This window comes from Amycolatopsis jejuensis, assembly GCF_000717335.1.
In the GTDB taxonomy this organism is placed as follows: Bacteria; Actinomycetota; Actinomycetes; order Mycobacteriales; family Pseudonocardiaceae; genus Amycolatopsis; species Amycolatopsis jejuensis.
On record NZ_JNYZ01000031.1, the window covers coordinates 1 to 13,458 of the forward strand.

General features: G+C 69.7%; 8 protein-coding genes. All 8 read right to left on the reverse strand.

Annotated features, from left to right (window positions below; genetic code table 11):
• Nucleotides 1–461: 461 nt before the first annotated feature.
• The 8 genes from OO71_RS35050 to OO71_RS35085 all read right to left on the reverse strand — a co-directional run bounded on the left by OO71_RS35050 (nucleotide 462) and on the right by OO71_RS35085 (nucleotide 13,349).
• A complete protein-coding gene (locus OO71_RS35050) occupies nucleotides 462–1,586 on the reverse strand; it encodes an acyltransferase family protein (RefSeq protein ID WP_245633883.1) in 1,125 nt (374 codons plus the stop codon).
• A gap of 882 nt (nucleotides 1,587–2,468) precedes the next feature.
• Nucleotides 2,469–3,029: an isochorismatase family protein gene (locus OO71_RS35055; RefSeq protein ID WP_033294307.1), complete on the reverse strand. Its 561-nt coding sequence runs from the start codon at nucleotides 3,027–3,029 to the stop codon at nucleotides 2,469–2,471.
• A gap of 69 nt (nucleotides 3,030–3,098) precedes the next feature.
• Nucleotides 3,099–4,409 (reverse strand): S1C family serine protease, encoded by a 1,311-nt coding sequence (locus tag OO71_RS35060; RefSeq protein WP_033294308.1) that lies wholly within the window; start codon nucleotides 4,407–4,409, stop codon nucleotides 3,099–3,101.
• Nucleotides 4,410–4,549: 140 nt separating this feature from the next.
• Nucleotides 4,550–5,356 (reverse strand): glycoside hydrolase family 16 protein, encoded by an 807-nt coding sequence (locus tag OO71_RS35065; protein WP_033294309.1) that lies wholly within the window; start codon nucleotides 5,354–5,356, stop codon nucleotides 4,550–4,552.
• A gap of 608 nt (nucleotides 5,357–5,964) precedes the next feature.
• The gene (gene glgB, locus OO71_RS35070; protein WP_033294310.1) at nucleotides 5,965–8,163 is read right to left on the reverse strand and encodes a 1,4-alpha-glucan branching protein GlgB; all 2,199 of its coding nucleotides are present in this window, start codon (nucleotides 8,161–8,163) and stop codon (nucleotides 5,965–5,967) included.
• A gap of 4 nt (nucleotides 8,164–8,167) precedes the next feature.
• Nucleotides 8,168–9,538 carry a maltokinase N-terminal cap-like domain-containing protein gene (locus tag OO71_RS35075; protein WP_033294376.1) on the reverse strand — a complete coding sequence of 457 codons (1,371 nt, stop codon included), beginning with the start codon at nucleotides 9,536–9,538 and terminating at the stop codon, nucleotides 8,168–8,170.
• Nucleotides 9,539–9,548: 10 nt separating this feature from the next.
• Nucleotides 9,549–11,342 (reverse strand): maltose alpha-D-glucosyltransferase, encoded by a 1,794-nt coding sequence (gene treS / locus OO71_RS35080; RefSeq protein WP_033294311.1) that lies wholly within the window; start codon nucleotides 11,340–11,342, stop codon nucleotides 9,549–9,551.
• Between the two features lie 27 nt (nucleotides 11,343–11,369).
• Entirely contained in the window at nucleotides 11,370–13,349 is a 1,980-nt protein-coding gene (locus OO71_RS35085; protein WP_033294312.1) for an alpha-1,4-glucan--maltose-1-phosphate maltosyltransferase, read from the reverse strand.
• Between the last annotated feature and the right edge of the window lie 109 nt (nucleotides 13,350–13,458).

The window sequence follows — 13,458 nt, forward strand, 5'->3', positions numbered from 1 at the left end:
CCCACGGCCTGCGCTGGGCCACACCAACCTCCCGCCACATGATCAACAACAGGAGACATCAAACCACAAACCAAGATCATTCTGTTAGGACCTCTTAGTCCGCGGGTGTGAGGCGGTGGTGCGAGAGCGACAGTTTCTCAACAGCCGCGGGCGTGAGGCGACGGTTGCGGGGCGGCGGTTGCTCGGCGGCACGCGGGCGGGAGGTGGGCGTTGCGGGCGGTGTTCCTCGGCAGTCCGCTGGTGGACGGCAGCGGTTGCGGGAGCAGCGGTTTCCCGCCAGCCCGTGCACGAGACGGCGGTTGCGGAGCGCGGGTAGTCGGCAGCCCGCTGACCTCAGACGGCAGTTGCCATCGGTGTTCACCTCGCAACCCGGGACGTGAGGCGGTGTTGTGGGAGACGCGGTGCTCCGGACGTCCGGAGGGGGGACGTGAATTCCGGCGGAGGCTTGGCGTGCTGGGTCGCTACTCGCGGTGGCCTGCGCTGACCGGTTCGCGGTGGGCAGGCGGGCGGGCCGCGGCGGGGAGGCGCATGAGGAAGCGGTGGGCCGGTTGTTCGACGAAGCGGGTCAGCGCCCAGCCGAGGAGGACGCCCGTTGCGAGCATGCCTGCGGTTTGCAGCAGCGGGTCGAAGCCTAGGCCCGACAGCCAGTGCAGCACCAGGTAGCCGATTGCTTGGTGGATGAGGAAAACGCCGTACGAGATGCCCGCGAACCACTGGATTGCGCGCTGGGCGAAGGCGGGGAGGAAGCGGTCCCAGTCGGGGCCTGCGGCGGCCAGGGAGATCACTAGCAGTCCGAGCGCGATGCCGGTGGTTGCACCCCATTCGATGGTGAGGCCGGTCGGGGTGGGGGTGGCGCCGTGCAGGGCGTGGGCGGCGACGCAGGCGAGTTCCAGGAGCAGGAATTCCGGGGTACGCAGGCGTTTCGTGGTCCAGAGCCGGACGGCGACACCTGCGACGAACAGGTGCCAGCGGTGGAGTCCGAAGCCGTCGACGAGAATGCGGTACCACTCGGGCGGGCCGGCGATGCGCAGCGGCCACTGCGCGAGCGGGACGAGCACCGCGGCCCACATGAGAACGTGCAGCTTCCGGCCGTGTCCCCAGCTGCCGCGGTAAAGCAGGGCGGCGACGGTGAAAGCCATTAGCTGCAGGGGAATCGTCCAGTGGGAACCGTCGAGGAAGGGGTAGCCGGCGGGTTTCCAGTTCCACAGCATGAGGAGGTTGCCGACGAGGTCGCGTCCGTGCGGGACGAACCAGCCGGGTGGTGACAGGTACCGGAGCGCGAAGAAGATCACGACGACGGCTGCCAGAAACGGCGGCAGCAGCCGGGCGACCCGGCCCCACCAATAGCGGCCGAGCGACCCGCGCCCGATGGTGACGGCGGCGAAGTACGCGGAAATCACGAGCAGCAGGCTCGCCCCGATCTGATGCGGGAACACGAACCGCCGCGCCCCGAGTTCGGGATGCACGACGACGCTCATGTAAGTGGCGTGGTAGACGAGAACGAGCACGACACACCCGGCACGGACAGCGTCCCAGCTGATCCGCCGGTTCTTTGCGGACACGGCAACCGGGCGGAACGGGGACACGCCCGCCACCGTAACTCGTGCGGTATGCGAACCAGGAAAGGGGGCTGTGCTTGGGGATTTTCGGGTTTTCCGGCGGGGTGGATCCGGTTCCCGGTTGGTGGGAAGGGTGCGCAGCGGTGGTGGGCGGACAGTGCCGCGCTGCCGACCACGCGAGTGGCGGATGGCTTGCCGTCGGAGGCAGGTGAATGCGCCGCCGATCGCCACGCAGGCGAAGGCAGGGCGCTCGCGCGACGACCGGGCTGCCGCACGACGAAGCGCGGGCGAAGTCGCGTGGCGCCTCCCGCGACCGACGCGCCTGCCACACGATGGCACGCCGAGGACGACACACCGCTCGTCTGGCTCCACCGGCGGGCCTACGGCGCGAGACGCGCAGGCCAAGACACACCGCTCATCTGCCACGACCCGTGGGGCTACGGCGCGAGACGCGCAGGCCAAGACGCGCCGCTCGTCTGCCACCACCCGTGGGCCTACGGCGCGAGACGCGCAGGCCAAGACGCGCCGCTCCCCCGCCAACCGTGGACGGGCATCCCATCCGTCGCCGCGCGAGGGACGGGACCAGGCCGTGTGATGGGCGGGATTTGGCCGGGTGGGGAAAGAGGCTGGGCCAGGTGACGGAAAGGGCTTGGTCGGTCGTCGCGGGGTGTGGCCCGGTTGGTCGTCGCGGCGGTGGAGCTGAGCTGTCTGCCGTCGCGTTTTGGGTGGTGCGGTGCGGTTCTTGGCGGTCAGCGTCGACCCGAACAGACGTGCCAGACCGGCCCAGCCCCAGACCGGCCCGGCTCAGGCTCAGGCCCAGACCGGCGCCAGCCCAGCCCAGCCCAGCCCGAGGGATTGTGGCCGCTGCCAGCCGCAACCACAACCCCAAGCGCCGGACCGGAAAGCAGCTCACGGAGCAGTCGTGAAGGTGACCTCCTCCGTGGTTGCCGTTCCTGCTTTGCGGCCGGGGGCGGTCTGGTGGCTCCAGTACAGGTTGGTGTGCGCGATGACCTGTGCCGGTGGCGGTGCGCCCCACGTGGTGAGGTCTTCTGTGGTGTGGGCGTCGCTCACCAGGGTGGCGTCGTAGCCTCTGGTGAGGGCTCCGTGGAGGGTCGAGCGGATGCAGGCGTCCGTCTGGGCTCCGCTCACCACCAGGCTTCCTACCTGCAGGTCGGCCAGGATGGACTCCAGCGGGGTGTCTTCGAACGAGTCTCCGTACGTCTTCTCCACCAGCGGTTCGTCGTCCGAGCGCTTCAGTTCCGGCACGTACTCCCAGGCTGCGCTGCCCTTCTCCAAGCCCTCGCCGGAGTGCTGTACCCACACCACCGGGACCTGCGCCCGCCTGGCCTTTTCGACCAGTTCGCCCACGTTCGCCACTACTTGGTCCCGTTCGTGGGATCCCTCGACGACGCCGTTCTGCACGTCCACTACCAGCAGCGCGGTGTTCGGCCGGTTCTCGAGAGTGGTCATGGAAATCTCCCCTCAGTCAGGTACCGCTCACGCTAGCCCCGACCACCGACAAAAACGGCGCGAAGAGGATCAGCCGACCGGGCCTTCGGCCGGGACGACCGTCACGTCCCGCTGGTCACCGGCCGGGCCGGACACCGTCAGGGTGATCTTGTCGCCCGGGTGGTGCTGGTCCATCAGGGTGGTGAGAGCAGTGGCCGAATCGACGGACTTGCCGTCCAGCGCGGTGATCACGGCACCGGCGGCGATGCCTGCTTTGGCGGCTGCGCCGTCGGCCACGACCTGCTGGATCACGGCGCCCGCGGCAGGGCCGTTCTGGGTCTGCCCGGCGTCGCTCACGGTCACGCCCAGGAAGGCGCTCTTTCCGATGTGGACGGTGTCGGAGCCGGTGCCGCCGACGATCTGGTGTGCGATGGCGATCGCCTGGTTGATCGGGATCGCGTAACCCTGCTGGCCCGAGCTGTCCGGCGAACCGCCGAAGCCGCGCCGTCCGCCGCCGTTGAACTGGTATCCGGCCGACGCTGCCGTGTCGACGCCGATCACCTGTCCCTGTGCGTTGACCAGCGGGCCACCGGAATCACCTGATTGGATATCGGCGTCGACCTGGATCAGGCCGGTGAGCTGCTCGGACGATCCGCTCGACTCGTCCGACGCGGTGATCGACTGGTTCAGCGCGGTCACCCGCCCGGCCGCCGGGACCGGTGCTCCCCCGGCGCCACCGGCGTTGCCCAGCCCCACCACGGCGTCGCCCACCTGCACCGACGACGAGTCCCCGATGCTCTCCGTGGCGAGCCCGGACGCGCCGGCCAGCTTCAGCACCGCGACATCATGACTGCGGTCATAGCCGAGCACCGACGCCGAATATGTCCGGCCGTTGCCCACGTCGGTGACCTTGATGGCGGTGGCGCCTTCCACGACGTGATTGTTCGTGAGGACTTCACCGTCGGACGTCAGCACGATTCCGGTGCCTGCCGCGGCTGCGCCCTGGTAACCGAGTTCGGTATTCACATTGACAATTCCCGGACTCACCTTCGCCGCGATGGCCGCCGGGTCGATCGACGTGCTCGACGGGCCCGGATTGGTGACGGACCCGAAGTTCTGGTTGCCGGACACCGCACTGCTCGGCGCCGACGGCGTCCACACGAAGTGCCCGACCCCGAGCCCCACTGCGACCGACAGCGCGACCACGCCGATCGCGACGATCGCCGCCCGGACCGGATGACCGGTCCGTCGCGGCGGCTGATGCGGTGGCGGGTAGGGCGCGGCGAACTGCTGCGTCGGATACGGCTGACCCCCGTACGGCGTCCCCCATGGCTGCTGCGGTCCCGTGCCGGGTGGGTACGGCTGACCGTGGTCGTAGCTACGCCGTTCGTGCTCATTCATGGTCCGCTCCCGCGTCCGGTGACCTCCGCTCGCTCAGCAAACACCGCGTACCTGAGAGTTTCCTTGCCGTGTTCCGTGTACCGGCTGTGCAAGCAGTGGGAACCGCCCGGCTCGAGGGGCCCGAGCCGGGCGGAAGACGGTCAGCGCACGTGCACGTAGTCGATCACGAGCTGTTGCGGGAACTGGGTGTTGCCGTCCGGGTCGCCGGGCCAGTCGCCGCCGACCGCGAGGTTCAGGATCAGGTAGAACGGGTGGTCGTACACCCATTTCTTGCCGCCCAGATCCGCGGGAGTACGCGTCTGGTAGGCCTTTCCGTCGACGGACCAGACGATCTTGTTCGGCGACCAGTCCACGGCGTAGGTGTGGAAATCGTCGGAGAAGTTCGGGCCGTTGTACGCGGCGCCGATGCCGCCCGCGCCGGAATAGCCGGGGCCATGGATGGTGCCGTGCACGGTGGTCGGCTCGCGGCCGATGTTCTCCATGATGTCGATTTCGCCGTCGTCCGGCCAATGCCCGCCGCCGAGCATCCAGAACGCGGGCCAGATCCCTTGCCCGCGCGGGAGTTTCATGCGTGCTTCGAGGTGGCCGTACGCCTGGCTGAACTTCCCGGCGGTGTTGAGCCGCGCGGACGTGTACTGGCAGGCGCCGTACCAGCACGTGTGACCGGAGTTTTCCTTCTTCGCGGTGATCACGAGGTGACCGTTGCCGTCGAGGGCGCCGTTCGCCGCGCCCGAGGTGTACCACTGGCGTTCGTGGTTGTTGCCGCTGTTGTCGCCGGTTTCGTAGGTCCACTTGCCGCCGTCGGCGGGTGCGCCGGCCGGGCCGTTGAAGTCGTCGGTGAAGCCCGCGGCCGAGGCGGTGGGGGTCAGGCCCACCGCACCCGCGACGGCCAGTGCGGCGGACAGCGCGAGCAGGCGCCACCGTGCGGAGGTGTGCGTTGACGTCATCGTCATCCCTCAATCACGCGAGAGGCGGCCTGGCGGCGCCACCCCGGGTTTGTTGTGGATGGCAACAAAGTATGCCTTCCAGCTGGTTCACCGGCAAGATGGAACGTGAGATATTTTCCGACCGGCTGAGTGGTGGGTGCCGGGCGGGGTCGGCTCCGGCGGGCGCGGGCCGGGGTGGTGCGGGGTGAGTCGGGCACTTGGGCGGACCTCAGGCAGGACAGGCAGCTCGGCGTGCCAGGCACCCTGGTAGCGCAGGCAGCCTGGCGAGCCGGGAACGCGGGCAGGACTCCGGCAGAACAGGCAGCCCGGCAAGCCGGGAACGCGGGCAGCGCAACCAGCTTGGCGAGCCAGGCACCCGGGTGGGACTCGGGTAGCGCAGGCAGCCGGCCGAGCCGGGAACCGGGGCAGGACTCGGGTAGCGCAGGCAGCTTGGCAACCGGGAACCCGAGTAGAACTCGGGTAGCGCAGGCAGCCTGCCAAGCCAGGCACCCGAGCAGAACTCCGGCAGCGCAAGCAGCCTGGCAAGCCCCGCACCGGGATTTGCGCAGCGGCAAGCAACCGAACCGGCCCGCGAAACCCGGCGACCAGCACGTCAAGCCGACCAGAAATCACGAAGCCGGACGCGGATCCTCCAGGAACCACACCACTCCGCTCGGTGGGAGTTGCACCACAGCCGACGCCGGGAGCCCGTGCCACGGCTCCTCCACCGCCTCGACGGCGCCCAGATTGCCGACCCCCGAACCGCCGAACGACGCGGCGTCCGTGTTCAGCACCTCCGTCCACCGGCCCGGCGACGGGAGGCCCACCCGGTAGTCGTGGTGCGGGATTCCGGCGAAGTTGGCGATGCACGCCAGCCGTGAGCCGTCCGTGCCCAGGCGGAGGAAGCTCAGGACATTGCCTGCCGAATCGTTGGCGTCGATCCAGCGGAAGCCGTCCGGCCGGATGTCGCCGCTGAACAGCGCCGCCGTTTCCCGGTAGACCGTGTTCAGCTGGCGGATCAGGTCCTGGATGCCGTGGTGCAGCGGGGTTTCCAGGAGGTGCCAGTCGAGCGACCGAGACTCCGACCATTCCCGCGGCTGGCCGAACTCGCCGCCCATGAACAGCAGCTGCTTACCCGGATGCGCCCACATGAACGCCAGCAGCGCACGCAGCCCGGCGGCCTTGTTCCAGTCGTCGCCGGGCATCCGTTCCCACAGCGAACCCTTGCCGTGCACCACTTCGTCGTGTGACAGCGGCAGCACGAAGTTCTCGCTCCACGCGTACACCAGCGAGAACGTCATCTCGTTGTGGTGGTATGCCCGGTGGATCGGCTCGTGCGCCAGGTACCGGAGGGTGTCGTGCATCCAGCCCATGTTCCACTTGAACCCGAACCCGAGACCGCCGAGGTGCGTCGGCCGCGTGACCCCCGGCCACGCCGTGGACTCCTCGGCCACCATCACGACACCCGGGTGTCGCTTGTAGACAGTCGCGTTCAGCTCCTGCAGAAACCTTACTGCGTCGAGGTTTTCGCGGCCGCCGTACTCGTTCGGCAGCCACTCCCCCTCGGCGCGCGAGTAGTCGAGGTACAGCATCGAGGCGACCGCGTCCACGCGCAGGCCGTCGAGGTGGAACTCCTCCAGCCAGTACAGCGCGTTCGCGACCAGGAAGTTGCGCACCTCGTTGCGGCCGAAGTTGAACACGAGCGTGCCCCAGTCCGGCTGTTCGCCGCGGCGCGGGTCCTCGTGCTCGTACAACGGGCTGCCGTCGAACCGCGCCAATGCCCAGGCGTCGCGCGGGAAATGCGCGGGCACCCAGTCGACCAGCACCCCGATCCCGCGCCGGTGCAGCTCGTCGACGAGGTACCGGAAGTCGTCCGGGGAGCCGAACCGGGACGTCGGCGCGTAGTACGACGTGACCTGGTACCCCCACGAGCCGCCGAACGGATGTTCCGCCACCGGCAGGAATTCGACGTGCGTGAACCCGGTTTCGCTGACGTAGTCCGCCAGCTGACCGGCCAGCTCGCGATAGCCGAGCCCGGGCCGCCATGACCCGAGGTGCACCTCGTACACGCTCATCGGCGCGTCCGCCCAGTCGGTGGCCTCGCGCCGGGCGACCCATTCGTCGTCGCCCCAGACGTACGACGACTCGGTGACCTTCGACGCGGTCGCCGGCGGGACCTCGGTGGCGAACGCCATCGGGTCGGCCTTCTCGTGCCAATGCCCGTCCGCGCCGAGAATGCGGAACTTGTAGCAGCTGCCGAGCGCAACGCCGGGGACGAACAACTCCCATACGCCCGACGACCCGAGCGAGCGCATCGGGTGGCCGCGGCCTTCCCACGCGTTGAAGTCGCCGATCACCCGCACGCCGCGCGCGGTGGGCGCCCACACTGCGAACGAAACCCCTTCGACGGTACCGGCAGGCGTGTCGTACCGGCGCACGTGCGCGCCCAGCACATCCCACAGCCGTTCGTGCCTGCCCTCGCCGATCAGGTGCAGGTCCAGCTCCCCCACCGTGGGCAGCCAGCGGTACGGATCGTCGGTGACGGCCGTCCGTCCGTCGTAGCCGGTCTCCAGCCGGTAGTCGCCCGGATGCTCCGGCAGCGCCGCAGCGAACAGCGCATCCGCCACGCGTTCCAGCGGGTACCGGCGTTCCCCGGCAACCACCGACACCTCGGTGGCGCCCGGGCGCAGCGCGCGCACCACGACGTCTCCACCGGCGGCGTGTACGCCCAGCACCGCATGCGGGTCGTGGTGCTCCCCCGCCAGCAGCCGGTCGATGTCCTGCGGGGACGGGGCCGCCGCGGGCAGGTCCGAGGGTGCTGCGTTCACCGGGTCACTCACCTCCATCGGTGCTGCGGGCGATCGCCGCCAGCGGCACGGCCAGCCAGTCCGGCCGGTTCGCGTGCTCGTAGGCGACCTCGTACACCGCTTTGTCCAGTTCGAAAGCACGCAACAGGTTCGCGTGCGCCAGCGGATCGCCGACCGGGCCACCGGCGCGGGCGTACCCGGCGCAGAAGGCGGCGCGGTTGCGGCGAGCCCATTCCATCGCGTGCCCGGCCACCTCGGGACCGTCCGGCGGCCCGATGAGCAGCTGGTGTGCCGCATAGTCGAACGACCGCAGCATCCCCGCCACATCCCGCAGCGGCGAGCGCAGCGCGTGCCGCTCGGCCACCGGCGCGGCCGGCTCGCCCTCGAAGTCCAGGAGCAGCCAGCCGCCGACCGTGCGCAGGACCTGGCCCAGGTGCAGGTCGCCGTGGATGTACTGCAACGACACCGGCGACACTTCCGCCCGTACCGCCTCGAATGCCGCCCGCAAGGCAGGCGCGTGCGGCGCCAGCTCCGGGACCACGGCGGCGACCTGGTCCAGCCGCCGCGTCATCGCCTGTACGGTGCGGTCCAGCTCGTCGCGGTCCGCCGGTTCGGTGCCGAGCGCGCTCGCGAGATCCGCGTGCACTTCGGCGACAGCCGCACCCAGCCGCTCGGATTCCCCGGCGAAATCGCCGCCCGCTTCGTCGGCGTGCCGCTCGGGGTCGGCCAGCAGGTCTCGCACGCTCGTGGTGGCCATCGCCCAGCCGTCGACCGCGTCCGGCAGGAATTCCTGCAGCATCCCCATCGTGGCCGGCGCCCCGGCCAGCTCGCCGGAAAACGACCCGACCACCCGCGCCACGTGCTTGCAGCCCGCTTCCTGCAACGCGCGGTGCAGCAGCAGGTCTTTGTTCGTACCCGGGCTGAGCTTGCGGAACAGCTTCAGGATGTACTGCCCGCCGTACACCAGCGACGTGTTGCTCTGCTCCGCCGTGATCGGCCGCGCGCGCAATCCGGCATCCAGCGACACTCCCGGCTCGGCCGCGAACCGCAGCGGGCCGATGTCAGATCCCGCCGCCATCCCGTCCAGCAGCACGGTGGTGAGGTCGGCGTCGCCGCTTGCCTCGTACAGGCCCTCGCCGAGCCACGCGGTGGACGCGACCTCCGGACTCCCGGACAACCGCCTCCCGATCAGCAGCTGGTACGGCTCGGTGCGGTCGCCCTGCACGACGTCGACGACCGCGTGCACCAGCTGCGGGTCTCCGTCGGTGACCACGGTGAGCGTGGCCGGGCGGACCTCGTCGATCGGCCGGTCCTTGCCCGCGAACCAGCGCTGCGCCGGGAGCCAGCCCGGCAGCAAGGAAGCCAGCTCGGCAGGCAGGGAACCGTGGTCGGACAGCGGGATCACCTCAGTCTTCCGGCTCGAGGAGCTGGAACCAGTAGAACCCGTGCCCGGGCAGCGTGAGCAGGTACGACAGTTCGCCGATGTCCGGGAACCGCACGCCCCCGGTGAGCTCCACCGGCGTCGCCCCGCGATGCGCGGAAAGATCGAGTTCCACCGGCTGCGGGAACCGCGACAGGTTGTTGACGCACACCACCACGTCCTCGCGGCCGTCCGGGCGGCGCCACCGGCGCTGGTACGCCAGCACGCTCGGATTCGACCCGCCGAGGTCGGTGAAATCGCCCTGCGCGAAGGCGTGGTGCTGCTTGCGCACCTCGATCATCCGGCGCGTCCAGTTGAGCAGCGACGACGCGTTGTCCGCCTGTGCTTCGACGTTCAGCGCCTGGTGGCCGTACACCGGGTCCATGATCACCGGCAGGTAGATGCGGCCGGGGTCGCAGGTGGAGAACCCGGCGTTGCGGTCCGGCGTCCACTGCATCGGCGTGCGGACCGCGTCCCGGTCGCCGAGCCAGATGTTGTCTCCCATGCCGATCTCGTCACCGTAGTACAGGACGGGCGACCCCGGCAGCGACAGCAGCATCGCGGTGAAGAGCTCCTGCTGGTTGCGGTCGTTGTCGAGCAGCGGCGCGAGGCGGCGGCGGATGCCGATGTTGGCCTTCATCCGCGGGTCCTTGGCGTACTCGGAGTACATGTAGTCGCGCTCTTCGTCGGTGACCATCTCGAGCGTGAGCTCGTCGTGGTTGCGCAGGAAGATGCCCCACTGCGCCCCGGACGGGATCTGCGGCGTCTGCAGCAGGATCTCCGAGATCGGGAACCGCGACTCCCGGCGCACCGCCATGAAGATCCGCGGCATCAGCGGGAAGTGGAAGGCCATGTGGCATTCGTCCCCGCCGACGTCCGGGTCGCCGAAGTACTCGACGACGTCGCTCGGCCACTGGTTCGCCTCGGCCAGCAGGATCCGGCCGCGGAACTCGTCGTCGACCACCTTGCGGCAGCGCTTGAGGAACTCGTGCGTCCGCGGCAGGTTCTCGCAGTTGGTGCCCTCCTGCTCGAAGAGGTACGGCACCGCGTCGAGCCGGAAGCCGTCGATGCCGAGGTCGAGCCAGAACCGCAGCACGTCGAGCATCGCGTCCTGCACGGCCGGGTTCTCGTAGTTCAGGTCGGGCTGGTGGCTGAAGAACCGGTGCCAGTAGAACTGGCCGCGCACCGGGTCGTAGGTCCAGTTCGACGTTTCGGTGTCCACGAAGATGATCCGCGCGTCGGCGTAGCGGGAGTCGTCGTCGCTCCACACGTAGTAGTCGCCGTACGGGCCGTCCGGGTCCGACCGCGACTGCTGGAACCACGGATGCGCGTCGGACGTGTGGTTGAGCACCAGGTCGGTGATCACCCGGATCCCGCGCCGGTGGGCCTCGTCGAGGAGGTACACGAAATCCTCGACCGTGCCGAATTCCGGGAGTACCGCACGGAAATCGCTGATGTCGTACCCGCCGTCGCGCAGCGGCGAGGCGTAGAACGGCGGCAGCCACAGGCAGTCCACCCCGAGCCATTCGAGGTAGTCCAGCCGCTCGGCGAGACCGCGCAGGTCGCCCGTGCCGTCGCCGTTCGAATCGGCGAACGCGCGGACCAGTACCTCGTAGAACACCGCACCCTTGAACCACTCCGGGTCCTTCGGCGCCGCGTGCGCGTGCGTGAAGTCGTCCGCCTGCGGCTCCACCAGAAGCCCGTCGGCGGTCACCGCCTCGCCGGTGTGCGGCACGCCCGCCAGCGCTGCCACGGCACCGGGCCGGGCATCCTCGTCCATCCAGTCCACCTTCTGAGTTCTCGTGAGTTATGCCGCGAGGCGGCGGCGCAGCGCGACCACGTGCGCCACGGCCCGCCAGGGTTCTAGCCGGACGAAGTTCGCCGGGCCCCAGTCCCAGGTCTCCCCGGTGACCTCGTCGTGCGCGATGAGCCGCTCGGACCCGTCGAAGCCCAGCACGGCGAGGTCGAGCCAGAGCGTGCCCTCGTGCGCGCCGTGCGGGTCGAGGTTCACCACCGTGACCACCGTGTCGCCGGTGGCCGGATCCTGCTTGGAGTACGCGATCAGCGCACCGTTGTCCACGTGGTGGAACCGCAGCGACCGCATGCCCTGCAACGCCGGATGCGCGCGCCGGATCGTGTTGAGCCGGGTGAGCCACGGCTCCAGCGACCGGCCCTCCGCGAGCGCTCCGGCGTAGTCGCGCGGGCGCAGCTGGTACTTCTCCGAGTCGAGGTACTCCTCGCTGCCCGGGCGCACCGGCTCGCTCTCGAACAGCTCGTACCCCGAGTACACGCCCCAGGTCGGCGACATCGTGGCGGCCAGCGCCGCGCGCAGCGCGAACATGCCGGGACCGCCGTGCTGCAGCGATTCGTGGAGGATGTCGGGGGTGTTCACGAACAGGTTCGGCCTGCCGTGGTCCCAGTGTTCGACGAGGTCGGTGCCGAACTCGGTGAGCTCGTCCTTCGTGGTGCGCCAGGTGAAATACGTGTAGCTCTGGGTGAACCCGAGTTTCGCAAGCCCCCACAGCCGGGCCGGGCGGGTGAACGCCTCGGCGAGGAAGAGCACGTCCGGATGCGCGTCCTTCACCGACTGGATGAGCCACGCCCAGAAGTCCGGCGGCTTGGTGTGCGGGTTGTCCACCCGGAAGATCCGCACCCCGTGCGACACCCAGTGCAGGACCACGCGCAGCACCTCGTCGTAGATGCCGCGCGGGTCGTTGTCGAAGTTGACCGGGTAGATGTCCTGGTACTTCTTCGGCGGGTTCTCGGCGTACGCGATCGTGCCGTCCGGCCGGGTGGTGAAGAACTCCGGGTACTTGACCGCCCACGGGTGATCCGGCGCGGCCTGCAGCGCGAGGTCGAGCGCGACCTCCATACCGAGCTGCCCGGCCCGCGCGGTGAACGCCTCGAAGTCCTCGATGGTACCCAGCTGCGGATGCACGGCGTCGTGGCCGCCCTCGTCCGCGCCGATCGCCCACGGCGAGCCGACGTCGTCCGGCGTCGCGACGAGAGAGTTGTTGGGGCCCTTGCGGTTCACCCGCCCGATCGGGTGCACCGGCGGGAGGTACACGACGTCGAAGCCCATGCCCGCGATGCGGTCCAGCTCGCGGGTGGCGGTGGCGAACGTGCCGTGCACGGCGCGGCCCTGCGCGTCGAGGCCGCCGGTGGACCGCGGGAAGAATTCGTACCAGGAACCGAAAGCCGCGCGTTTGCGGTCGACCCACAGCTTCAGCGTGCGGCCCTTGGTGATCAGCTCGCGCACCGGGTGGTCGTGCATGATCTGCCGGACCTCGGGCGACAGCGCGGGCCCGGCCCGCTCGGCGAGGTCGCGCTCCTCGTCGCGCAGCGCGGCCGCGGCTCCGGCGAGCAGTGCGCGGTCGGCACGGCGGTCCGGGCGGCGCGACACGCGGTCGAGCAGCCGGGCGCCGGCCTCGAGGTCGTTCGCCAGCTCGCCCGGCCCTTGCCCGGCCGCGATTTTCACCTCCGCCGTGTGCTCCCAGGTGGCCCACGGGTCGCTCCACGCGTCGATGCGGTAGGTCCACATGCCTTCCGCGTCGGGGACGATCACCGCGCCGAAGCGGTCGAGCCCGCGGCCCTGTTCGGCCATCCGGGTCTGCCGCGCGACCCGGTCGCCGGGACCGCGCCAGGCGACCGTGGCGGCGACCGCGTCGTGGCCTTCCCGCCACACCGTGGCGGTGACGGGGAAATGTTCGCCCGCAACGGCTTTGGCCGGATAACGGCCGCAGCTGACAATGGGGGCGACGTCGTCGATCCCGAGCCTGCCGGTCATGGCAATGCCCCTTTTTCACCTTGGTCGGACTGTGCGGATGCGAGCACGTTCAGTGTGCCTGATTCCCCCAAAGCCGTTGACAGCGGGGCCTTTTCCCGAAGTACCCGCC

What these genes read in the sequence shown, in the direction of transcription:
- OO71_RS35055 (WP_033294307.1), bottom strand. Translation starts at nt 3,029, where the DNA reads ATGACCACTCTCGAGAACCGGCCGAACACCGCGCTGCTGGTAGTGGAC.
- OO71_RS35060 (WP_033294308.1), bottom strand. Translation starts at nt 4,409, where the DNA reads ATGAATGAGCACGAACGGCGTAGCTACGACCACGGTCAGCCGTACCCA.
- OO71_RS35065 (WP_033294309.1), bottom strand. Translation starts at nt 5,356, where the DNA reads ATGACGTCAACGCACACCTCCGCACGGTGGCGCCTGCTCGCGCTGTCC.
- treS (WP_033294311.1), bottom strand. Translation starts at nt 11,342, where the DNA reads ATGGACGAGGATGCCCGGCCCGGTGCCGTGGCAGCGCTGGCGGGCGTG.
- OO71_RS35085 (WP_033294312.1), bottom strand. Translation starts at nt 13,349, where the DNA reads ATGACCGGCAGGCTCGGGATCGACGACGTCGCCCCCATTGTCAGCTGC.